The following is a 21,910-nucleotide window of genomic DNA, read 5'->3' as shown; positions in this document are numbered from 1 at the left end:
TTATTGCAATGTTTTCATTTGCTCTTTTTTAACGTAATCTTGTCATTAGCCCAGATGGTAATGAAAACCCCGGAGTTATTCTAGTTTGTTTTTCTTGGTATAAAAGAGCGACTGAAAGAAGCTCCTTTTATGCCTTAGAAAAACTACTGGAATAATGAGGAGTTGTAGTGTGCAGCTGGATTAGCTACTGCCAATAAAGTCATTTAATTTATTGCCGCAGTGATGACAAAATAAAGCTTCTTTGTTTTGAATGACCGTATTGCATTTGGCACAAGAAGTTTTGAATGTGTCTGAGTTTGTATTTGAATTTATGTTTCTTTTTGCAAATTCAGCTGTTATAATTCCAGTGGGAACTGCAATGATTCCGTAACCTAAAATCATTACTAATGAAGCGAAAATCTGCCCTAGGGGAGTTTGTGGAGAAATGTCGCCGTAACCAACTGTTGTTAAGGTTACGATAGTCCAATAAATGCTTGTTGGGATACTTGTGAAACCACTTTCTTTGCCTTCGATAATGTACATTATTGATCCAATAATGATCGTGCAGATTAAAACAAAATAAATAAAGACAATGATTTTTCCTTTACTGGCGTTGATAGCCTCCTTTAAATGTATGGATTGACTAGTGAAATGAGGGTGATTTATGATTTTGAATAGTCGTAATAATCGTAGAGCCCGCACAACGGTTAAAATACTTGTTCCTGGAAAAAATAGGGACAAATACATAGGTAATGTTGCGATTAAATCTATTATACCATAGAAACTAAAAATGTATTTGACAGGTTTGTCTATGGAAATTACCCGCAATATATACTCGATGGTGAAGAAAATAGTAATTACCCATTCTAAAAAAACGAGTTGGCTGTGGTATTTTGCATCAAAACCTTCAACAGTTTCCATTATAATCAAAAAGAGACTCAATAGGATGACGCCCAAAAGTATCAAATCAAATATTCGGCCGGCTTTTGTAGTTGTGCCGTGGACTATGATTCGAGTTTGTTGCCTGAAAATATCATATTTTGATTTAAATTTCCCCAATTATGATTATTAAAAATTAATAATTTTTAGAACCCTATTTTTTCTCAAATAGGCTTGAATATAACCTCTGGTGTTTCTATTATTAGGTATTGGCACTAGGATGTTTTTTAAGATTTCGGGGTTTATGATTTGATAATTTAAATCATAAAATGCATAACCTCTGCATATTCCTTTTTCGATTAATATGGCGCTGTGTTCTCCTGTTTTCCTTCCTTTATCAATGATAATCATGTTTTTGTTATCGAAAAGGTTTTTGTCGATAAAAACCTGAACTTTAGAATTGTATTCTTCTGAAGTTATTTGCCCGATACAAGCGCCATCGCATTGATTGTTCTCATGTTGGGCGCAAGGAGTTTTTGAAGTAGAAAGCCCAGTTAGTTTTGGGCACAACTGATAGCTTGAAGTAATGCGACTAAGAGCACTTTTCCCTTCCTGTTGGTTGGCAAATGCGGTTATTTCTTTTTTACGGCCATCGGCTTTTTGAAGTTTTAAATTCAAATATCCATTCGGGTCTTTATCGGCATAAATAGCCCACGATAAAGTGTTTTTGCGCGCCATTCTGTTATAAATAGGACTATTTTTCTTTATTTCTTCCGATTCTTTTAATAGCGCAATCAATTCGCTTCCAGTTTCTTCAAAAGTTACGGTAAATACTTCGGCTTGGATTTTTTTGGAACTTGTGGTTATACCAGTAAAATGCTGATTGACTCTTTTTTTGATGTTTTTGCTTTGGCCAATAAATATGATGTTACCATCTTCGCGATGAATGTAATAAATTCCCGTTTTTGAAGGTAGGCTTTCGATAATATCCAATAATTTTGGAGAAACACCTTTGATTACTTCAAATTTGATGAGTTCTTTTGTAATGGTTTTTTCAAGATCTTTGTCCAAGAGCATCTTGAAAAGTTTGACTGTCGCCATGGCATCACCGCTTGCTCTGTGTCTGTCAGCCATTGGGATTCCTAATGCACGAACTAATTTTCCTAAACTATGGGAGGGTTGTTCTGGCATCAATCGTTGGGATAATTCTACGGTACATAGGGTTTTTATGTTGAAATCATACCCAAGGCGACGAAATTCGGTACGGAGAATTCTATAGTCAAATGAGGCATTGTGTGCCACAAGGACACAGTCATTTGTCATTTCGATAATGCGTTTAGCTACTTCAAAAAACTTTGGAGCACCGCGAAGCATTTCATTGTTTATACCTGTAAGTTTGACTACAAATGGCTGAATGGGGATTTCAGGGTTGATTAAACTGATGAATTGATCCACGATTTCATGACCATCAAATTTATAGATAGCAATCTCCGTTATTCCTTCTTCGTTGAATTGTCCTCCTGTGGTTTCTATGTCGAGTATTGCGTACAAAATTCAGTATTCAGTTTTTAGTATTCAGTTTATCATCTGAGATCAAAAAAATATTTATCTACCTCCAAAGATACTACTTCCAATCCGAACCATTGTACTGCCACACTCAATTGCTAATTGATAATCGCCTGACATTCCCATGGAAATAGATTTCAGATTTTTATAATCATCAAAAATAGATTTCAAATGTGAAAATTCCTTTTTGATTTGGCTTTGATTATCCGTAAAAGTCGCCATTCCCATCAAACCGATAATTCGGATGTTTTTCATCTCTTTAAAAACAGTTGAAGATAGTAGTGCTGACAGTTCTTCTTCGTCAAGTCCGAATTTTGATTCTTCTTCGGCTATGTATATTTGTAGTAAGCAATCGATAACTCGATTGTTTTTTAGGGCTTGTTTATTGATTTCTTCTAATAATTTCAAACTATCCACTCCATGAATTAAGCTTACGAACGGAGCCATATATTTAACTTTATTAGTTTGTACATGTCCAATCATGTGCCATTCGATGTCTTTTGGCATTTGTTCCCATTTTTCGACCATTTCCTGAATTTTGTTTTCACCAAAGATGCGTTGACCGGCATCATAAGCTTCCATCAAATCAGAAACGGGTTTGGTTTTGGAAACAGCTACCAAAGTAACATGCTCTGGAAGAGTGGATTTTATATCTAGGAGGTTTTGTTGAATGGACATGGCACTGATTATTAAAGATTAAACAAACTGTTTCGAAATCTTTTCAGTCTTTTTACTTTCGCTATAGTCATAGAAACCTTCACCTGATTTCACTCCTAATTTTCCTGCTCTCACCATATTTACCAATAACGGGCAAGGAGCATATTTTGGGTTTTTGAAACCATCGTACATTACATTTAAAATGGCAAGACAAACGTCAAGACCAATAAAATCTGCTAGTTGCAAAGGACCCATTGGGTGGCCCATTCCCAGTTTCATTACAGTGTCAATTTCATAAACCCCCGCAACTTTGTTGTATAAAGTTTCGATTGCTTCATTAATCATTGGCATGAGAATTCTATTGGCAACAAAACCCGGGTAATCGTTTACTTCTACCGGAACTTTACCTAATTTTTCAGATAACTTCATGATGATGTTGGTCACTTCATCACTTGTATTATAACCACGAATGATTTCTACCAGTTTCATAATTGGCACCGGATTCATAAAGTGCATTCCTATTACGCGTTCCGGATGTGCCACAACAGCTCCAATTTGAGTAATGGAAATTGACGAAGTATTGGTTGCTAAAATTGTATTGTGCGAACAAGCTTCGTTTAATTGTTTGAAAATATTCAGTTTTAATTCTACATTTTCGGTTGCTGCTTCAACTACCAAATCAACTCCAACAACACCATCTTTAATGTCGGTGTAGGTAATAATATTGGTAATTGTTTTGGCTTTGTCTTCTTCGGTTATGGTTCCTTTTAAAACCATTCGGTCCAAGTTGGCTGCTATTGTTGCCATTCCTTTGTCTAATGATTTTTCGGAAACGTCAATTAATTTTACGGTAAAACCACTTTGGGCAAAAGTATGAGCAATTCCGTTACCCATTGTTCCTGCTCCAATCACAGCTATAATTTTCATTTTTTTGTATTTTAAAGTTAAAAAAGTTTAAAATTTAAAGACCGATGATTGACTTTAAACTTTAAACTTTAAATGTGTATTTTTAGTTATTATTTTTTAAAACAATCAATAATTTGATAAGCTACTCTCAAAGCCTCAGTAGCTTGTTCCAATGTAACCACTGGTGTAGTGTTGTTATTGATAGCATTAGCAAATGATTCTAATTCGTCAAGTATGGCGTTATTTTGTTCTACATCGGGATTAGAGAAATAAATTTGTTTTTTTACTCCCTCTGCATTTTGTAAAATCATATCAAAATCACCTGGAACTTCTGGTGCATCTTTCATTTTTACCACTTCACATCTTTTTTCCAGAAAATCTACTGAGATATAAGCGTCTTTTTGAAAAAAACGTGATTTACGCATGTTTTTCATTGAAATGCGGCTTGCAGTTAAATTCGCAACGCAACCATTTTCGAATTCAATTCTGGCATTGGCAATATCTGGAGTATCACTTATTACAGAAACTCCGCTTGCATTGATATTTTTCACTTTTGATTGAACTACACTCATGATAGCATCGATATCGTGTATCATTAAATCCAAAACAACAGGAACATCGGTTCCTCGAGGATTGAATTCGGCTAATCTATGGGTTTCAATAAACATGGGATTTTCAATCATGTTTTTGGTAGCAATAAATGCAGGATTGAATCTTTCAACATGTCCAACTTGTCCTTTTACATTGTATTCTTTGGCAAGTGCTATGATTTCTTCAGCTTCTTCAACCGTATTGGAAATGGGTTTTTCTATAAAAACGTGTTTACCCGATTTGATGGCTACTTTGGCACATTTATAGTGGGAAAGAGTAGGGGTGACAATATCAATAACATCAACTGCATGAATCAATGTTGCTATAGTGCTGAAATTTTTATATCCAAATTCTTTACTTATTTTTTCAGCGTTTTCTTGATTGGGGTCATAAAAACCGACTAATTCATACTTATCAGATTGTTGTAATAAACGCAAATGTATTTTACCAAGATGCCCAGCACCCAATACTCCAATTTTCAGCATAATAATGTTGTTTCCACAAAAATAGTAATAAATTAAGAAATTCCAATTTATAAAAATGCTAAATTCAGCTGATATGTATTATTATTTTGAATGTGAATTAGGTTTTATTTTGGATTGGAAATTGATTTAGTTTTCTATTTTTGTTCCATAATAAAAACCTTAAATTTTGAAAGATACAGCCAAGCATCAAGGACTTCGAAATCAATTAGTAACCGTTTTGCAACAAAAGGGGATTACTGATAAGAATGTCTTGGAGGCTATTAAAAAAATCCCTCGTCATTTATTTTTAAATTCAAGTTTTGAAGACTACGCTTATCAAGATAAGGCTTTTCCTATCGCTGCAGGTCAGACTATTTCCCAGCCTTATACCGTTGCTTTTCAATCACAGCTGTTGGAAATTAAAAAAGGGCATAAAGTTTTGGAAATAGGGACAGGTTCTGGTTATCAAACGGCAGTTTTGTGCTTGGTGGGTGCTCAAGTATATAGTATAGAAAGACAAAATGAGTTATTCAAACAAACCTCTGCATTATTGCCTAAACTAGGAATTCGTCCCAAACATCTTTCCTTTGGAGATGGTTATAAAGGATTACCCAATCATGCTCCGTTTGATAGTATTATTGTAACAGCAGGTGCTCCAATAATTCCTCAGCCTTTGATGGCACAGCTAAAAATAGGTGGAAGGCTTGTTATTCCGTTGGGAGAAGATGTTCAAATTATGACACTATTAATTCGCATCAATGAAACGCAATTTGAAAAACATGAATTTGGTGAATTTCGTTTTGTTCCTTTATTAGAAGATAAAAATTAAAAGAAAACCTAATGATATAAAAAAAAAGCAACACTAAATTTTCAGTGTTGCTTTTTTGTTTTAATCTTTTGAATGAAAAGGAACGATGTTTTTATTTTTTTGCCATATAACCATCAGCTCTCATTTGTTGTACGCAAGCTTCCATGATTTCATCAACAGTAGTGTCCACGTGTGATACATCCAAAGATTTTGTGGTTGCACTCCAAACAAGTTTATTGTTTTTCAAGTCAAAAATATTCGTTTCAATATAGTAATAGGTGTTTTCCTGATAGTATCCAGGAGTGTAGTAAGCAGGAGCGTAAGCACCGTACCAACCGCCAAATCCTGCGCCGTAACCCATTCCGTAACCGCCTACATAGCCATATCCCATACCAGGATATCCCATTCCGCCATAGTAGTTTGCCGTTCCAGGAACGTATTGAGTTTCTTTATCTGCTCTAATGAAACGCAATGTGATTACTCCATCAAAACCTTCTGATTGTACAATACTTATTTTTTGTTCCTGAGTAAGGTTTAAATTTTGTTGGTTTAAATAATTGTAGGAAGGATTTAGAATTTGTGGGTTTATGGAAGCAATCCTGTTTTCAGTTGTTCTTCTGGTACTTTCATCTTTTACTAAGGCAACCACCAAAACTTTTTTGAAGTTTTCTTTTGCAAGTGTAGAGTTAGGGTCTTTCCAACTGGATACAATTGATGTGTTACTACCGCAACTTGCTAAGCATACAGAGATTAAAATGACAAATAATTTTTTCATAGTTTGTTTGTTTTTCGTTATAATGTAAGTAAAAGTAATTATAATTTGAAAATAAAAACTATGAAAAGAGGTTAAATTTTAACCTGATTTGCTTTAATATGCTTTTTTTATTCTGTCTAAGTCTCTTTTAGTGTCTTGTTCTTTTAGCGATTCTCTTTTATCGTATGTTTTTTTACCTTTACAAAGACCAATCTGTAATTTAGCCAATCCCTTTTCGTTGGTAAATAACTTTAACGGAACTATAGTAAGACCTTTTGCCTGAACACTTCTAAGTAAACCTTTCAATTCTCTTTTGTTCAAAAGCAATTTACGTTCACTTCTTGCTTTATGATTAAATTGATTCCCAAAAGTATATTCTTCAATATAAGTATTGATTGCAAAAAGTTCATTGCCGCTAAATTCGCAGAAACTTTCGGTGATATTTGCTTTCCCTAATCGAATGGATTTGATCTCTGTTCCAGCCAAAACAATTCCAGCAGTAAAGGTTTCAAGGATTTCATAATCGAAACGGGCTCTTTTATTGAGTATGTTGACGGTTTTTTGCATAGTTGCGCAAATTTAGGAACTAATTAATGAAAGACCAATTGTTTTTAGGAAAATGCTATAAATTTGTATCATGGAAAAACAACAATCAAAAGATCCGCTTCACGGGGTCACACTCCAAAAAATAGTAGAAACATTAGTCGAATATTATGGATTTGACACCTTGGGAGAGCTGATTAAAATTAAATCGTTCAATGAAAACCCAAGTATAAAATCAAGTCTCACCTTTTTACGAAAAACCGATTGGGCCCGAAAACAAGTTGAAGAGTTGTACATAAAAACTATTAAAAAAGTACAATCCAAATAATTAGAAGCTATTTCCAGCTGTACACTATATCTGTTGTCCCGAACCCCAGGACAATAGGATGACGTTTCCATCTGGGCTAAGGCATTGGTTTTTATAAGAATGATTAGTGTATTACGAGGAACGATTATTTTTTACCTATTATTTGAAATCCATTAGCAATATTACCATTCATTGTTTTTACAATTAGAGGGTTTTCTATTAAAATTTCAAAATCTTTCGTCAATGTTTTAATCCACTCTTTTGTATGATGACGAAAAGTGGCTCCTTCTGGAAGTTTGAAAACGCCAAAATTGTTTTCGTCTCCATTTAAACACTCATATCGTTCAACTTCAACTGATTTTTCTTGTATGTAGTAATCGCTTATGTAGATTATTCCCCCTTTTTTAAGTTTAGACAAAAGTAAATTTAGTAAACTCCTTTGTCCTTCATTGGAAGGAATGCAAGTTAAAACAGCAAAAAGAATAATGCAATCAACAGAATTCTCTTCAAGTTTTAGATCAGTTGGATTTTCAATATGGTAAAGGGATAAATTATTTTCTGATATTCCTCTCGCAATTAATTCTTTGGAAGTGTCGAATCCAGAAACATTTTCAAAACCTAAATGGGTCAATTCTTTTACGATCCTTCCATATCCACATCCAAAGTCAACAATTATACTTTGTTTATTTAAAAATTGATTTATTAATTCAATATCTATCGGATGTGTAAAAGTTTTAATTTCTGCTACTTCGTCCCAATATTCTTTTTGGTTATCTAAATCCATTGTGGCAGTTTTTTAAAGGTTCATTTCCATAATTGGCATAAACCTATCTTTTATTGAAGTTTCGAACTCTCCGATTTTTTTGAAACCAATTTTTATATAAAAATTCTCAGCATTTGGTTCAGCATCTAAAGTTATCTTTTCAAAATTTTTATTTTTCATTCGATTTAAAAAATCGATCATCAAATATTTACCAAATCCTTTTCCAATATATTCGGGTAAAATAAATAAGTTGTCAAGTATTATATTCTTTTCTTCTTTAATGATAAAAGAATAATAACCAACTATTTCATTGTTGTTTACCAATTTAAAAACGAAATTATTTTCAATATAATCTTTTGAAATGGTTAGATTATCACTCCACTTTAAAATTTGTTCTTCAGAATATCCCCAATATGCTTTTGACTTTTTTGTTATTTCGGTCAAAACTTCATTGTCATTTGTACTTGCTTCTTTGATTTCCATTTTTTTTAATTAAAGCAATTATACATTAGCAGACATTCAAAATTATTTATTCAAAAGGGAATAGATCATTGAATCAAGAAAACGGCCTTCGTAGTATTCATTTTCCAATAAATGAGCCTCTTTTATAAAACCATTTTTTAACAAAACATTTTCCGAACCTTTGTTTTGAGGATCCAAAATAGCCTCTATGGAATGCAGTTTCATGTCTTTAAATCCATATTCGACCACTTTTTGTAATGCTTCCGATACGATTCCTTTTCCGTTGAATTTTGGGAATATCATATAGCCAACTTCGGCTCTGTAATGTTCCGGTTTCATTCGGTAATAACCAATAATTCCAATTAGTTTTTCAGGTTCGTCAAGAAAATAAATGCCCCAGTTGATACCTATGCCATTTTCTATTTTATCATCAAACATGGAGATAAGTTCCAAAGCATCTTCTTTGCTCTTGAGATAAGGTCTTGGAATGTATTTCATGACTTCATCATTAGAACGCAAGGATAAAATAGCCTCCGCATCATTTGCAGCGAGTTGACGTAATTGTAAACGTTGGGTTTTTAATATTGGAAATGGTAAAAAATTAATTTCTAGCATAAAGTTCAATTGTTTTAGTTTTAGAGAATTTCAATACTGAAAGCAGAATGAAAAGTTGCGTTTGCTTCCAATATTTGAATGCCTTCTTTTTCAAAAAGATTACCAAATTTATTCACAGTGTCAGAATAGCCAAACCAAGGTTCAATGCATATAAAAGGCGCATTTGATGGAGTCCAAATTCCTAAATCGGGAAAATCGGAATAGCTAACTTTTAAAAACGGTTTGGATTTCTCCAAAATGGTTATAGATTTGGACGCTATGTTTTTGAAAACCAAAGCATCATTTGCAAAAAGTCCATAATTTAAATGCAATTCACTTTTGTCCAAATGTAATTCATCGGTAGTATCCGAAATTAAACCATCTTTCAATAAATAATAGTTTAAGGTTTCCTTTTTCTCAAAAGCCAAACTGTAATTTTCAAAATTTCCTGGCAAATCAAATGCTGGATGTGCTCCAATAGAAAACGGCATTTTTGTATTTCCATTATTGAAGACTTTATACTCAATTTTTAAGGATTTGTTTTCCAAAGTATATATTAAGTGTAAATCAAAATCGAATGGATATTTTTCCTTGGTTTCTGAAGATGAAACTAATGAAAAAGTCGCGCTATCTTCTTGTTTATCAATTAATTCAAACTCCATTTCACGAGCAAAACCATGTCGCGATAATTGATATTGAACATTATTCTGTTGGTAGGAATTGTCTTTTAGAGTACCTACAATTGGAAATAAAACAGGAGAATGCTTTCCCCAAAAGGCTGGATTTCCACCCCAAATATATTCTTTATTGAAATTGTCTTTTAAGGAACACAATTCGGCTCCAATATGTTTTATTTCTGCGGTTAAAATCGAGTTGGATATAGTTGTGGTCACAATAATAGTTGTTTTTTGTTGTTAAAATTAGTGTTGTAAAGATATTTTTTAATTCTTGTTTTAAGAAAGAAAACAGAAATTATATTTAGGTTTTAAAATCAATCAAATTCTTAATTTTAAGCTGAAAATTGATTTTTTTTCCATTAATTTGTTTTGTAAATGCTACTTTTATGAAGTAAATATAAAGAAGCTGCTTTCAATGATAGTTTACAGATGCGTTAATTATTTATTACCCAGAATAAAAATCAATAAAAATTTAAATATGAGAAATAATTGTTTTAGAGTCCTTTTTCAGCTGACTTTATTAATTGTGTTTAGTACTTCATGGAGTCAAGATACTTCTGGATCTAGTACGTCCAATAACACTCCAACTTCAAAGTATAATTATCATGATGCATTTGGCCCATTTTTTTATACAAACAATGGTTCTTCGACACGTTCAGTAAGCGGAGCACCTGGTCATGAATATTGGCAAAATAGAGCAGATTATAAATTGACTGCCAAACTGAACGAAAAAACGAATGAGATCATTGGAACGGGAATAGTTACCTACACTAATAATAGTAATGATGTAATGTCCTTTGTATGGATGCATTTGGATCAAAATTTATTCAAATCAGATTCCAGAGGAAATGCACTTATTCCATTAACGGGTAGTCGTAATGGCGCTCGAGGTGAAATTTTTGACGGAGGTCATAAAATAAAATCGGTTAAAATTGTTACTGTTTCCAAGGGTAAATCGGTGGAAAAAGAAGCAAAATATAGCATCACAGACAGTAGAATGCAAGTTTTTCTTCCAGATGATTTGAAAGGAAAAGGTGGAGTTGTGAAAATAAAAATTGATTTCTCATTCATTTCACCAAAAGAAGGTTCGGATAGAATGGGAGTTTTGGAAACCAAAAACGGTAAAATTTTCACTATTGCACAATGGTATCCTCGTATGTGTGTATATGATGATTTGAGAGGTTGGAATACCAATCCATATTTGGGAGCTTCTGAGTTTTATTTAGAATATGGGGATTTTGATGTAAATATTACTGTACCTTCCAATCATGTTGTAGTTTCTTCGGGTGCATTATTGAATCCAACTGCTGTTTATTCTGCTGAAGAGCAAAAAAGAGTTGCTCAAGCCAAACAAAGTGAAAAAACAGTGATGATTCGTACCGCCGAAGAAGTAGCAGCTAATGCATCAAAAGCAGGAACTACTTCTGAAAAAACATGGCATTTTAAAATCAAAAATGCTCGTGATTTTTCTTGGGCATCTTCACCAGCTTTTATATTGGATGGAGCTAGAATAAATTTACCAAGTGGTGCAAAATCACTTGCTTTATCTGCTTACCCAGTTGAAAGTGCTGGAAACGAAGCCTGGGGACGTTCTACCGAATATACTAAAACTTCAATAGAAAATTATTCTAAAAGATGGTTCGAGTATCCTTACCCAGTAGCAACAAACGTAGCCGGAAATGAAGGCGGAATGGAATATCCAGGAATTGTTTTTTGTAGTTGGGAATCTAAAGGGGAGGATTTATGGGGAGTTACAGATCATGAATTTGGTCATGGTTGGTTCCCGATGATTGTAGGTTCGAATGAGCGTTTATTTGCTTGGATGGACGAAGGATTCAACACCTTTATTAATTCAATTAGTTCAGTTGATTTTAATAATGGCGAATATAAAACTAAGCCAACTGATTTCCATAAAAACGCGGAATACTTTACCGATCCAAAGAACGAACCAATAATGAGTTCTCCAGATAATATGAAGGAAAGAAATATTGGTCTTTTGTGTTACTTCAAACCAAGTGCCGGATTGATTACTTTAAGAGAACAAATTTTGGGTCCAGAACGTTTTGATTTGGCTTTTAGAACTTACACTGAACGTTGGGCTTTCAAGCATCCAGCTCCAGACGATTTTTTCAGAACGATGGAAAATGTGGCGGGTGAAGACTTAAGCTGGTTTTGGAAAGGATGGTTTGTCAATAATTGGCGTTTGGATCAAGGTGTTAATTCGGTTAAATATGTGAAAAATGACGCTACTAAAGGAGCAATAATCACGATTGAAAATTTTGAAAAAATGGCTATGCCAGTTGTTTTGGATATAAAAACTAAAAGCGGAAAAGTAACACGTGTTAAATTACCTGTGGAAATTTGGCAACGTAATGTAGATTGGTCTTTTAAGGTGAATACTACAGAAGAAATCGAGAGTGTGGTTATTGATCCTGATCATGCTTTTCCGGATGTGAACGAAAGTAATAACACTTGGAAATCTGGTAGTGGAGCGGTTGAGAAAGATATTATTTTGGATGGCTATTTAGGTAAATTCTCTTCTAAGGCTTCAAAATATAAAATTGAATTTACAGAGAAAAACAGCGTGCTTTATGCTGAAATTACCGATTACCCAAAATTTTCACTGGAATCAATTGGCAAAGATAAATTTGAATCCAAAGAAGCAGGTGTTGTATTTGAGTTTAACGCAGCAAAGAATGGATTTGACATGATTATAAGTGAAAATCAAAAATTACCTTTCACAAGGGATTAAAAGAGTTTCTTCCATCAATAAAAAAGACTTGTAGATTATTTTCTACAAGTCTTTTTTTATTTCTACAACTCAAATGAGTTTATTTTTTGCGATAATTTACTCGGGAATTTGTTGACTCAAGCAATGCAACGTTCCAAATCCCCAAATGAAATCAATTGCACTAATTCCGATAATTTCTCGATCAGGGAAACATTCTGCTAAAATGTTTAATGCTGTTCTGTCATTAACATCATTAAAAGTTGGTACCAAAACACAGTTGTTTAAAATCAGGAAATTGGCATAACTGGCAGGCAAACGCAATCCTTCAAAATCAATTCTTTTTGGCATTGGTAACGCAACTACGATTGGAGCTTTTCCATTTTCGAGTTTGGCATTTTGCAGTATTTTCAGATTCTCCTGCAATGGTTTGTAGTTGTTGTCGTTTGGATCCAATTCCACTATGGTTACAATCGTGTCTTCGTTTACAAATCGGCATAAATCATCGATATGGCCGTGTGTATCATCGCCTTCAATTCCGTCACCTAGCCAAATCACATTGGTAATCCCTAAATATTCTTTGAAAACAGCTTCGTAATCCTCTTTAGTGAATCCTTGATTTCGAACCTGAATATCGGGATGCATTAAACATTCTTCAGAAGTTAACAATGTTCCTTTTCCGTTTACGTCGATAGCGCCTCCTTCAACAATTACGGGTTTTCCTTTATACATTACTTGTGTTACTGGAATATTTAGAAATTCACCCACTTTGGCAGGAACGTGTTTATCCAAATTGATGTTTTTATATTTGGCCCAGCCATTAAAATTAAAATTTAAGGCTTCTCTTTTTGTACCATTTTTTACAATAATAGGACCAGAATCACGCATCCAGCTACGATTGGTCTTATGGATTATGAAAGAAACGTTACTCGTTTTCACGTGAGCAGTTTCGAGCATTTCGGCTACTTTATCTTTTTGGTTTTCATCAGCAACAACCAAAAAAACTTGCTCATATGTAGCAACTTTTTTAATGAATTCAACAAAAGCCCATTGTACTGCTTCGTATTTTCCTGGCCAATCTTTTCCATTATGTGGAAAACACAATAAAATTCCTTGTTGTTTTTCCCATTCTGCAGGGAAACTTCTTGTAAGTGTAGTCATAGTAAATGCTAATTGTAATGTGTGCAAAGATAAGCAAACAGTAGAATTAATAAATATTCTGATGGTTACATTTTATTCTTTTGGATGTAAATCAAATTCATGTGAATAGTTATGTTAAACATTTCATAATAATATGATAATGAGTGTTATGAATATGAAAAGTAATTTTGATAAAAACTAAAAATTTATAAAATGATACAAAAAAGTTTAGCTGTACTTGCAGCGTTATTTTTAATCGTGGGTTGTGATGACATAATTGATTCAGGCGGAGGTTCTGAAGAAACAGTAAATGAAGATCCATCAACTTTCAAAGAAATTGGTACTTTGACCATTGGAGGAACAGGAGCAGCCGAGATTAGCGCCTACGACGAGATTAGCAAAAAACTGTTTACCGTAAATAACAGCAGTGCCAATAAAATTGATGTAATTGATCTTTCGGATCCATCCAAACCGACTTTAATTACCAGCATTGATTTGGCTGAATATAATGGAGCGGCCAATAGTGTAGCTACTTCTAATGGAGAATTAGCGGTAGCCTTAGAATCTAAAACAAGCAAACAGGATTTAGGTAAAGTTGTTATTTTTGATACTTCTAATTATGCTCTTGTGAAAGAAGTTACGGTAGGAGCATTGCCAGATATGATTACTTATTCTCATAATGGAAGATTTATACTGACGGCCAACGAGGGTGAACCAAATGATACGTATTCGCAAGACCCGGATGGATCAGTTTCTATTATTGATGTAGCTTCCAATTATGCAGTTACGACTTTGACTTTTGGAAGTTTTAGTGGTCAATTGGCAGATTTGAAATCCAAAGGTTTTAGAATAGCTAGTCCAACAAATAATTTTGCTGCCGATATCGAACCGGAATACTTAACTATTTCCTCCGATTCCCGAACTGCTTGGGTTACCCTGCAGGAGAACAACGGTATTGCCAAAATTGATTTGGCAACCAAAAAAATCACACAAATTTTTCCTTTAGGTTACAAGGATTACAATTTGGCTGAAAATGCATTGGACATAAATGATAAAGACGGTGCTGTCACTTTTAATACTTGGAAATTAAAAGGGATGTTCCAACCAGATGCCATTAGCAGTTTTGAAGTGAATAATGTACAGTATGTAGTTACTGCAAATGAAGGGGATGCTCGTGAATACTCCGCTTTTGTAGATGTTCGAAGAATCAATCATTCGTCTGTTATATTGGATCCAACTATTTTTCCAAATGCTGCGACACTAAAAGCCGATGCAAGTATGGGAAGATTGAATATCAATACTAAGATGGGAGATATCGACGGAGATGGAGATTTTGATGAATTAGTTGGATTTGGAGCTCGTTCTTTTTCAATTTGGAATGGAGTTACAGGCCAATTGGTTTTTGATAGTAAAAACGATTTGGATAAAAAAGCACAAGAATTTGGTGTCTATGATGATGGAAGAAGTGACGATAAATCTGTGGAACCTGAAGCCGTTTATGTAACAAAAATGGGGAACAAGCAAATTCTTTTTGTGGGATTGGAACGAGCTGATGCTTTTATGGTATATGATGTGAGTAATCCAATAGCACCAAAATATTTGCAAACGCTAAAAACAGGCGATGCTCCAGAAGGTTTATTGTTTATTCCGGCTTCCAAAAGTCCAAACAAAAGAAGCTTGGTTGTAGTAAGTAGCGAAGGAGATGGTTCGATTAAAATTTACCAACCGGAGTTGAATTAGGGGGAAGTTGCTGAGTTACTAAGATACTGAGATTCTAAGATTATTTTGAAACTTAGAATCTCAGACACTTAGTGTCTTAGCGTCTTTTTTTAAAACTAATCAATTGCTCTTTTTGTGATATCTCCGAAAGCATCGATTCTTCTGTCTCTAAAGAAAGGCCAGTTCTGACGTACATTTTCCTGTAAATCCAAGTCCACCTCGGCAATCAGAATTTCCTCTTTATCGTGTGTGGCCTGCGCCAAAATTTCACCTTGTGGTCCCGCAATAAATGATGATCCCCAAAACTGAATTCCTGCAGTTCCTTCAATATATTGTTCCAAACCAATTCTGTTGGCAGCTGCTACATACACACCATTGGCAACGGCATGACCTTTCATTACGTTCATCCAGGCTCCGTGTTGGTTTTCACCGTATTGTTCTTTTTCAAGTGGATGCCATCCAATAGCTGTTGGGTAAAATAACACATCGGCACCTTGTAAGGCTGTCAATCGAGCCGCTTCTGGGTACCATTGATCCCAACAAATTAAAGTTCCTATTTTTCCTTTTTCGGTAGGGAAGGCCTTGAAACCTAAATCACCTGGCGTAAAATAGAATTTTTCATAGAAATGTGGATCGTCCGGAATGTGCATTTTGCGGTACAATCCTGCTTCTGATCCATCAGTATTAATAATATAGGCGCTGTTATGGTAAATTCCTGCCATTCTTTTTTCGAAGAAAGGAACAATAATTACCACTCCCAATTCTTTTGCCAAAGCACTAAAAGCAATAAATGAAGTGCTGTACAATGGTTCTGCCAAAGCAAAATTGTCGACATCTTCACTTTGACAAAAATAATGACTGCTGTATAACTCAGGTAACGAAATCACCTCAGCCCCTTGATTGGCGGCATCACGTACCCAACTCAAACATTTTTTAAGGTTGTTTTCGGCAACATCGTTTAGATTCAATTGAATCACCGCTATTTTGTATTTCTTCTTTGACATGGTAAAAAAATTAGACTGCAAAAATAGTTATTTTTTAAAAGAGTATCAGTACTGACTTTTGGATTTTTTTTAAAGTTAAAAAGACGGTTGTTTTGTGTGATTGCAAAAGAAAAATGCCTCCAAAAAGTTTGTGGCTTCTGGAGGCATTTCAAATTAAGTTTTAATTTCTAATGATTAAAGGCTATTTATTAATTAACAACTTTAATGCTGAAAGTACCCATCGTTGCTCCCCAAATTCTTAGCCAAAGCGGCATAAGACCTTCTGTGCCACGTGAGCCTGTTATGTCGCCTAGATCCATTATAGCTTGCTCTTTCCATCCAATTTCTTTCAATAAGCTTTTTACGTTGTTTTTAGCTTCTTCGTCATTACCGCATATAAAATTGGTATGGTCTCCATCTTGTAGCATTGTCGGAACTATCATCAGGGTGCTCCACATGGTATTTAGGGTTTTTACCACTTTGGTATTTGGAAAGGTTTTTTGGATTTCTTCTCCCAATGAATTGGTGTTGCAAAGTTCAGGAATCAATGATAAAGGAGTTCCTTTTTTAGTATCAACAGGTATAGAAACGTCAATGAGAATTTTATTGGTGATTCCGCTACCAGCTTGCTTTAATGCCTCAATTGCAAATTCACCTTTGACACAATTAAAGATGATTTCTCCAAAAGTTGCCGCTTCTTCAAAAGTACCATTACTTGCATTTTTATCAAATTTATTCACAAATTCGATGGCTTTTTCATTGGTTTTACTACGGGAACCTATCATGACTTGATGACCTAATTCAATCAATTTGGTTGCTATTGTTGTACCAACAGCTCCAGTTCCTAAAATTGCTATTTTCATTATACTCTATTTTGGGTTATGAATTATAAAGTTATAAAAATAAAGGAAATATGCAACTGAAATGTGAATTTTGACTTTCGTTAAAACTTAAAGTTTTGTTGTGTTTATTTGAATATGCAAAGAGTAAAACAGCGAATAGTGGGAACCATGCCAGCAAAAAAAAAACTAATCTTTCTGCTCTAAAATTTAGAATCGAATGCGGATTGTAATCTAATAATTTCATGCCAATCTGTAAATGATGCAACATTTTTCAAAAGTATTGTAAAACAATCTCCAAATAAGAACCTCAACTTTACATAATTGAAACCAACCCCATAATTGAACTAAAATTAACAACAAACAACTTAAATATAAAACACCATGAACAATATTTTCAGAGGGCTATTAGCAGGCTATGGAGCAAAAAAACTGGGTGGTGGATGCTTCGGTACAATTTTAGTTTTTATAATTATTTGGGTGCTTTTGGGCCAATGCAGTTAAAAAATTAAATTCCATTCAATAAAAAAATATAAATAAACTAAAACAAAACAGTTATGAGCACAAGTAAAATAATATTAGGAACAACAGCAGGTCTTGCCATTAGCGGAATTTTAGGAATTCTATTTGCTCCCGAAAAAGGTTCGGTAACCCGCAAGCAAATCTTAGATAAAGGATGTGATTATGCAGATGATTTAAAATCCAAATTTAGCGACTTAGCTGCTTCTATTACAGATAAAATCCAAAGCACAAAAGAATTTGCACAGGATTTAACACAGGAAGCAAAAACAAAATTTGATGATGCAAAAAATGATGTAAATAGCAGTTCTTCAAATTATTAATACTAAACAAATATATTATGACTGAGGATACAACACCTATTGCAACGCTTTTTGAGCGGGCAGAAGATTACAGTAAAACAACATTAAAGTTGTTTAAGCTAAATGCCATAGACAAATCGGCCGATGTAGCTTCATCTCTTGTTGCACGACTTGCAGTGATTATGACCGTTGTATTCTCAGTCTTAATTATTAGTATTGGTGTGGCATTATGGCTAGGAAAACTGTTTATTGATAGCTCTTACGGCTTTTTTGTAGTTGGTGGCTTTTATGTCTTTATGGCAATTATTCTTCACCTATTTCGTAAGCAATGGCTAAAATATCCTGTTAGCAATTCTATTATTAAACAAATGCTAAAAGAGAAAACGTTATGAGAAAGAATAACGAAACGGATTCATTAAATGAATTGATAATTCTTCAGGAACAGAAACATGATTATGAATTGAATGCCCTAAAAGAGCAATTTCATGTTGCCTACGAAAGTTTGAAGCCTATCAATCTAATTAAAAGCGTATTTCATGAAGTAACCGCTTCACCCGAAATAAAAAATGATTTGGTCAGCAATGCATTTGGCTTAGGAGCTGGATTTCTTTCCAAAAAACTTTTTGGAGACAATCCACATAGTCCTGTGAAAAGAATTATTGGAACAGCTGTTCAATTTGCAATAGCAAATTTGGTTTCAAAACATTCAGATACTATTAAGACAATTGGTAGTAACCTTGTTAGGCATTTTTTCGACAAAAACAAATGATCTGGTAGTCTATCTTATTTTTAAATTATAAATTAAAGACTGATTTACCAGCTATTTCCAATATACTTTTTATTGAACTATTTTTTCAAAAGTCAGATAATCAATATTCGTTTCGCCCTTGCTATCATCTTTTAGTGTTAAAGTAGCATCTGTGTTACTCATTACTTTCCAGTCCGCATTCAAATTTTCAAAGATGTCATTGGGACCAATTGAAATTTTAAAAATCGTACTGTAAAGATCATTATCACTGGTACTTTTGGATACAAACCATTGGCCGTTATAGGTATTGGTTTCTTTGGTTGCAGTCAATAGATAATTTCCACCAAAAACAAAGCTATAGCCCAGATAATTTGCTGTTTTATCCGCTCCAGAATCGTAAAAATAACTAACTCTCCAAGTTCCGTCTTTTACAGTATCTGTCACATCATCAACACCAGTTTTATGATCGTCAGAATTACAGCAAACAAAACTTGCAACTACTATTGTCATCAATAAAACAAATCTGAGTATATTTTTAATATTCATAATTACCAATATGTCTTTGAGTTAACTTTATTTTCCCTGTCTTTTGTAAAAATAAGAATTAAAAATTGACTTTAAATTATTTTTTTTAGAAGTTGTATTTTCTTAAATCTTGCAATAAAGAACAAAAGCTTTTCTTATTTTGGGTAATCCAAATAATTGTATGTAATACATTTTAACTCTTATTTGTATTTCTTTTTTTTATTAAATCGATACATTTGTGTGTAACATATTAATAGTATCATGAGAATAGAAACGGAACTTAAATTAGGATTTAAAGACGTAATGATAAGACCCAAGCGCTCTACCTTAAAGAGTAGATCACAGGTTTCATTGGAGAGAGAATATAAGTTTTTACACAGTTCCGTCACATGGTCTGGAGTTCCTGTTATGGGAGCCAATATGGATACAGTAGGTACTTTTGAAATGGCATTGGCATTGGCCAAGGAAAACCTTTTTACGGCCATTCATAAGCATTATACTTTGGAGGAATGGGGCGAATTTATGAAAAATGCACCCGAAAATATTACTGATTATATTGCGGTGAGTTCTGGAACCGGTAAAAATGATTTCAACAAAATAGGAGAAATATTTGAGCAAAGTCCACAATTAAAATTCATTTGCATTGATGTTGCCAATGGATATTCCGAGCATTTTGTGAGTTTTGTCAAAAAAGCGCGCAACCAATATCCCGATAAAGTGATAATTGCCGGAAATGTGGTTACTGGCGAAATGGTCGAAGAATTATTATTGGCTGGAGCTGATATCATAAAAGTGGGAATAGGCCCTGGCTCGGTTTGCACCACAAGAGTAAAAACGGGAGTAGGTTATCCCCAACTTTCTGCTATTATCGAATGTGCCGATGCCGCGCATGGTTTGGGAGGTCATATCATAAGCGACGGCGGATGCGTCACTCCGGGTGATGTTGCCAAAGCCTTTGGTGCCGGTGCTGATTTCGTAATGCTTGGCGGTATGCTTGCAGGACACAACGAAAGCGGTGGCGAAATGGTGGAAATTGGCGGTGAAAAATATAAAAAGTTCTATGGAATGAGTTCGGAAACTGCCATGAATAAACATGTTGGAGGTGTCGCCGAATATAGAGCCAGTGAAGGAAAAACGGTTCAAGTTCCTTTCAAAGGAAATGTCATTGATACCTTAAAAGATATCCTTGGCGGTATCAGAAGCACCTGCACATATGTGGGAGCTTCCAAATTGAAAGAATTGACCAAAAGAACCACCTTTATTCGGGTTCTGGAACAAGAAAATGTTATTTTCAACAAGTAATCATAAAGAAAACACTAGTCAAATTGCTGGTGTTTTTTTTTAGGAGCACAACAATAGTTTTTCATAACAGATTTACTCCCGCTGTCCGCAGTATCTTTCATCTCGTTTGAGGAAGAGATAAAAGGATACATGCTCCCATCGGGGCTAAACCAGAAATTTAGTATTTCAAAACATTGATTTCACAAATAAATTCAGCCAAAATGTATTAGTTTCGCATAAACAAACAATACCAAAATCATACACTTTTAAAAACAAATTAAATGGCATCAGGTTTTTTCGCACTATTGGATGATATCGCAGCACTTATGGATGATGTTGCAGTAATGAGTAAAATTGCAGCAAAGAAAACTGCCGGTATTTTGGGCGATGATTTGGCTGTCAATGCCGAAAAAGCCTCCGGATTTATTTCCTCAAGGGAACTTCCAGTATTGTGGGCAATTGCAAAAGGCTCTTTTATCAATAAAATAATCATTTTACCAATTGCCTTTCTGCTAAGCGCTTTTTTTCCTTTGGCAATTATAATAATCTTGGTGCTTGGAGGTCTTTTTTTAGCGTATGAAGGCGCCGAAAAAATATATGAATATTTCTTTCCCCATAAACATTCAGCAGTAGAAACCAAAATCCAAGAGTTCACGGAAATCGAAATTTTGGCATTTGAAAAAGAAAAAATAAAATCAGCAATAGTAACTGATTTCATTTTATCGGTAGAGATCGTAATTATTGCGCTGGGAACCGTTATTGAAGAAACGCTAACATCTCAAATTGTTGTTGTCTCCTTAATCGCAATATTGGCTACCGTGGGTGTTTATGGCATTGTTGCATTAATTGTAAGAATGGATGAACTCGGTTTCAAACTCATCGGAATGAGTAACAAAGAAAAAAGTCCTGCAAAAATCATTGGTAATTTATTGGTACAAGCCTTGCCAAAAGTTATTAAAAGCTTAGCCGTAATTGGCACGATAGCCTTGATTTTAGTGGCAGGAGGAATATTTGTGCATAATATTGAATTCTTGCATCATGTATTGCCTCAATTACCTTCTTTCTTGAAAGAATTTATCATTGGACTTGCAATTGGGTTGCTTGTTTTGGGGATAGTAAATCTATTTAAAATGATGTTTGGAAAAAAGTAAGGAAATGTTTTTACACATAAAGCCA

The 21,910-nt window shown here is 34.2% G+C and carries 24 protein-coding genes; 9 read left to right on the top strand and 15 right to left on the bottom strand.

The annotated features are described in order from the left end of the window. Nucleotides 1-180: 180 nt before the first annotated feature. The 5 genes from J2W95_RS12560 to J2W95_RS12540 form a co-directional block, all read right to left on the bottom strand. On the bottom strand, nt 181-1,038 hold the full coding sequence (locus tag J2W95_RS12560) for an ion transporter (RefSeq protein WP_310007478.1): 858 nt from the start codon (nt 1,036-1,038) through the stop codon (nt 181-183). A 9-nt stretch (nt 1,039-1,047) separates the two neighbouring features. Continuing rightward, nucleotides 1,048-2,409 (bottom strand): exonuclease domain-containing protein, encoded by a 1,362-nt coding sequence (locus J2W95_RS12555; RefSeq protein WP_310007476.1) that lies wholly within the window; start codon nt 2,407-2,409, stop codon nt 1,048-1,050. A 54-nt stretch (nt 2,410-2,463) separates the two neighbouring features. Continuing rightward, a complete protein-coding gene (locus J2W95_RS12550; RefSeq protein WP_310007475.1) occupies nt 2,464-3,102 on the bottom strand; it encodes a YggS family pyridoxal phosphate-dependent enzyme in 639 nt (212 codons plus the stop codon). An 18-nt stretch (nt 3,103-3,120) separates the two neighbouring features. After that, nucleotides 3,121-4,008, bottom strand: coding sequence for a 3-hydroxyacyl-CoA dehydrogenase family protein (locus J2W95_RS12545; RefSeq protein ID WP_310007473.1), 888 nt, complete (start codon nt 4,006-4,008; stop codon nt 3,121-3,123). A gap of 89 nt (nt 4,009-4,097) precedes the next feature. Continuing rightward, complete coding sequence (locus J2W95_RS12540; protein ID WP_310007471.1) at nt 4,098-5,063, bottom strand: Gfo/Idh/MocA family protein; 966 nt, start codon at nt 5,061-5,063, stop codon at nt 4,098-4,100. A gap of 166 nt (nt 5,064-5,229) precedes the next feature. Here J2W95_RS12540 and J2W95_RS12535 point away from each other — a divergent pair, with 166 nt between their 5' ends. Then, entirely contained in the window at nt 5,230-5,871 is a 642-nt protein-coding gene (locus J2W95_RS12535) for a protein-L-isoaspartate(D-aspartate) O-methyltransferase (protein WP_310007469.1), read from the top strand. A gap of 91 nt (nt 5,872-5,962) precedes the next feature. On the opposite strand, the gene J2W95_RS12530 is transcribed toward J2W95_RS12535, so the two are convergent. Further along, a complete protein-coding gene (locus J2W95_RS12530) occupies nt 5,963-6,625 on the bottom strand; it encodes a DUF4136 domain-containing protein (RefSeq protein WP_310007467.1) in 663 nt (220 codons plus the stop codon). Between the two features lie 93 nt (nt 6,626-6,718). After that, nucleotides 6,719-7,171, bottom strand: a complete 453-nt coding sequence (gene smpB / locus J2W95_RS12525) for an SsrA-binding protein SmpB (protein ID WP_310007464.1) — start codon at nt 7,169-7,171, stop codon at nt 6,719-6,721. Between the two features lie 70 nt (nt 7,172-7,241). Here smpB and J2W95_RS12520 point away from each other — a divergent pair, with 70 nt between their 5' ends. Then, complete coding sequence (locus J2W95_RS12520) at nt 7,242-7,475, top strand: VF530 family protein (RefSeq protein WP_310007462.1); 234 nt, start codon at nt 7,242-7,244, stop codon at nt 7,473-7,475. 124 nt (nt 7,476-7,599) lie between these two features. On the opposite strand, the gene J2W95_RS12515 is transcribed toward J2W95_RS12520, so the two are convergent. From J2W95_RS12515 to J2W95_RS12500, 4 genes are read right to left on the bottom strand one after another with little or no spacing between them, the layout of a single operon-like run. After that, nucleotides 7,600-8,238, bottom strand: a complete 639-nt coding sequence (locus J2W95_RS12515) for a class I SAM-dependent methyltransferase (protein WP_310007460.1) — start codon at nt 8,236-8,238, stop codon at nt 7,600-7,602. A 12-nt stretch (nt 8,239-8,250) separates the two neighbouring features. Then, a complete protein-coding gene (locus J2W95_RS12510) occupies nt 8,251-8,700 on the bottom strand; it encodes a GNAT family N-acetyltransferase (protein WP_310007458.1) in 450 nt (149 codons plus the stop codon). 42 nt (nt 8,701-8,742) lie between these two features. After that, complete coding sequence (locus J2W95_RS12505; protein ID WP_310007457.1) at nt 8,743-9,294, bottom strand: GNAT family N-acetyltransferase; 552 nt, start codon at nt 9,292-9,294, stop codon at nt 8,743-8,745. Between the two features lie 20 nt (nt 9,295-9,314). Continuing rightward, nucleotides 9,315-10,166, bottom strand: a complete 852-nt coding sequence (locus J2W95_RS12500; RefSeq protein WP_310007455.1) for an aldose 1-epimerase family protein — start codon at nt 10,164-10,166, stop codon at nt 9,315-9,317. Between the two features lie 262 nt (nt 10,167-10,428). Here J2W95_RS12500 and J2W95_RS12495 point away from each other — a divergent pair, with 262 nt between their 5' ends. Further along, nucleotides 10,429-12,702 (top strand): M1 family metallopeptidase, encoded by a 2,274-nt coding sequence (locus tag J2W95_RS12495; RefSeq protein ID WP_310007453.1) that lies wholly within the window; start codon nt 10,429-10,431, stop codon nt 12,700-12,702. 96 nt (nt 12,703-12,798) lie between these two features. Here the strand turns inward: J2W95_RS12495 and J2W95_RS12490 are convergent, their stop codons facing one another. Continuing rightward, entirely contained in the window at nt 12,799-13,839 is a 1,041-nt protein-coding gene (locus tag J2W95_RS12490) for an agmatine deiminase family protein (RefSeq protein ID WP_310007452.1), read from the bottom strand. 192 nt (nt 13,840-14,031) lie between these two features. Between J2W95_RS12490 and J2W95_RS12485 the strand changes: the two genes are divergently transcribed. Beyond that, complete coding sequence (locus J2W95_RS12485; RefSeq protein ID WP_310007450.1) at nt 14,032-15,558, top strand: choice-of-anchor I family protein; 1,527 nt, start codon at nt 14,032-14,034, stop codon at nt 15,556-15,558. A gap of 95 nt (nt 15,559-15,653) precedes the next feature. On the opposite strand, the gene J2W95_RS12480 is transcribed toward J2W95_RS12485, so the two are convergent. Continuing rightward, complete coding sequence (locus tag J2W95_RS12480; protein WP_310007448.1) at nt 15,654-16,541, bottom strand: carbon-nitrogen hydrolase; 888 nt, start codon at nt 16,539-16,541, stop codon at nt 15,654-15,656. 188 nt (nt 16,542-16,729) lie between these two features. After that, nucleotides 16,730-17,383 (bottom strand): NADPH-dependent F420 reductase, encoded by a 654-nt coding sequence (locus J2W95_RS12475; RefSeq protein WP_310007446.1) that lies wholly within the window; start codon nt 17,381-17,383, stop codon nt 16,730-16,732. Nucleotides 17,384-17,916: 533 nt separating this feature from the next. Here J2W95_RS12475 and J2W95_RS12470 point away from each other — a divergent pair. From J2W95_RS12470 to J2W95_RS12460, 3 genes are read left to right on the top strand one after another with little or no spacing between them, the layout of a single operon-like run. After that, nucleotides 17,917-18,201, top strand: coding sequence for a YtxH domain-containing protein (locus tag J2W95_RS12470; protein ID WP_310007445.1), 285 nt, complete (start codon nt 17,917-17,919; stop codon nt 18,199-18,201). A 17-nt stretch (nt 18,202-18,218) separates the two neighbouring features. Further along, a complete protein-coding gene (locus J2W95_RS12465) occupies nt 18,219-18,572 on the top strand; it encodes a hypothetical protein (protein ID WP_310007443.1) in 354 nt (117 codons plus the stop codon). Next, complete coding sequence (locus J2W95_RS12460; RefSeq protein ID WP_310007441.1) at nt 18,569-18,949, top strand: hypothetical protein; 381 nt, start codon at nt 18,569-18,571, stop codon at nt 18,947-18,949. The genes J2W95_RS12465 and J2W95_RS12460 overlap by 4 nt, the downstream gene beginning before the upstream one ends. A gap of 69 nt (nt 18,950-19,018) precedes the next feature. Here J2W95_RS12460 and J2W95_RS12455 read toward each other — a convergent pair whose 3' ends face one another. After that, complete coding sequence (locus tag J2W95_RS12455) at nt 19,019-19,438, bottom strand: hypothetical protein (RefSeq protein ID WP_310007439.1); 420 nt, start codon at nt 19,436-19,438, stop codon at nt 19,019-19,021. Between the two features lie 276 nt (nt 19,439-19,714). Here J2W95_RS12455 and J2W95_RS12450 point away from each other — a divergent pair, with 276 nt between their 5' ends. Together J2W95_RS12450 and J2W95_RS12445 are read left to right on the top strand one after the other, a co-directional pair. Continuing rightward, a complete protein-coding gene (locus tag J2W95_RS12450; protein WP_310007437.1) occupies nt 19,715-20,755 on the top strand; it encodes a GMP reductase in 1,041 nt (346 codons plus the stop codon). A gap of 260 nt (nt 20,756-21,015) precedes the next feature. Then, nucleotides 21,016-21,885, top strand: a complete 870-nt coding sequence (locus J2W95_RS12445) for a DUF808 domain-containing protein (RefSeq protein ID WP_310007435.1) — start codon at nt 21,016-21,018, stop codon at nt 21,883-21,885. Nucleotides 21,886-21,910 lie beyond the last annotated feature (25 nt).

It is taken from the genome of Flavobacterium granuli (assembly GCF_031456055.1).
GTDB lineage: Bacteria > Bacteroidota > Bacteroidia > Flavobacteriales > Flavobacteriaceae > Flavobacterium > Flavobacterium granuli_A.
The sequence above is the reverse complement of the archived record's forward strand: the minus strand, read 5'-3'. Positions and strand labels throughout refer to the sequence as shown.

Coding starts and splice junctions, on each gene's coding strand:
- J2W95_RS12550 (WP_310007475.1), bottom strand. CDS start 3,102: ATGTCCATTCAACAAAACCTCCTAGATATAAAATCCACTCTTCCAGAG.
- J2W95_RS12510 (WP_310007458.1), bottom strand. CDS start 8,700: ATGGAAATCAAAGAAGCAAGTACAAATGACAATGAAGTTTTGACCGAA.
- J2W95_RS12455 (WP_310007439.1), bottom strand. CDS start 19,438: ATGACAATAGTAGTTGCAAGTTTTGTTTGCTGTAATTCTGACGATCAT.
- J2W95_RS12460 (WP_310007441.1), top strand. CDS start 18,569: ATGAGAAAGAATAACGAAACGGATTCATTAAATGAATTGATAATTCTT.
- J2W95_RS12515 (WP_310007460.1), bottom strand. CDS start 8,238: ATGGATTTAGATAACCAAAAAGAATATTGGGACGAAGTAGCAGAAATT.
- J2W95_RS12545 (WP_310007473.1), bottom strand. CDS start 4,008: ATGAAAATTATAGCTGTGATTGGAGCAGGAACAATGGGTAACGGAATT.
- J2W95_RS12495 (WP_310007453.1), top strand. CDS start 10,429: ATGAGAAATAATTGTTTTAGAGTCCTTTTTCAGCTGACTTTATTAATT.
- J2W95_RS12450 (WP_310007437.1), top strand. CDS start 19,715: ATGAGAATAGAAACGGAACTTAAATTAGGATTTAAAGACGTAATGATA.
- J2W95_RS12530 (WP_310007467.1), bottom strand. CDS start 6,625: ATGAAAAAATTATTTGTCATTTTAATCTCTGTATGCTTAGCAAGTTGC.
- J2W95_RS12485 (WP_310007450.1), top strand. CDS start 14,032: ATGATACAAAAAAGTTTAGCTGTACTTGCAGCGTTATTTTTAATCGTG.
- J2W95_RS12445 (WP_310007435.1), top strand. CDS start 21,016: ATGGCATCAGGTTTTTTCGCACTATTGGATGATATCGCAGCACTTATG.
- J2W95_RS12540 (WP_310007471.1), bottom strand. CDS start 5,063: ATGCTGAAAATTGGAGTATTGGGTGCTGGGCATCTTGGTAAAATACAT.
- J2W95_RS12520 (WP_310007462.1), top strand. CDS start 7,242: ATGGAAAAACAACAATCAAAAGATCCGCTTCACGGGGTCACACTCCAA.
- smpB (WP_310007464.1), bottom strand. CDS start 7,171: ATGCAAAAAACCGTCAACATACTCAATAAAAGAGCCCGTTTCGATTAT.
- J2W95_RS12465 (WP_310007443.1), top strand. CDS start 18,219: ATGACTGAGGATACAACACCTATTGCAACGCTTTTTGAGCGGGCAGAA.
- J2W95_RS12490 (WP_310007452.1), bottom strand. CDS start 13,839: ATGACTACACTTACAAGAAGTTTCCCTGCAGAATGGGAAAAACAACAA.
- J2W95_RS12475 (WP_310007446.1), bottom strand. CDS start 17,383: ATGAAAATAGCAATTTTAGGAACTGGAGCTGTTGGTACAACAATAGCA.
- J2W95_RS12505 (WP_310007457.1), bottom strand. CDS start 9,294: ATGCTAGAAATTAATTTTTTACCATTTCCAATATTAAAAACCCAACGT.
- J2W95_RS12480 (WP_310007448.1), bottom strand. CDS start 16,541: ATGTCAAAGAAGAAATACAAAATAGCGGTGATTCAATTGAATCTAAAC.
- J2W95_RS12470 (WP_310007445.1), top strand. CDS start 17,917: ATGAGCACAAGTAAAATAATATTAGGAACAACAGCAGGTCTTGCCATT.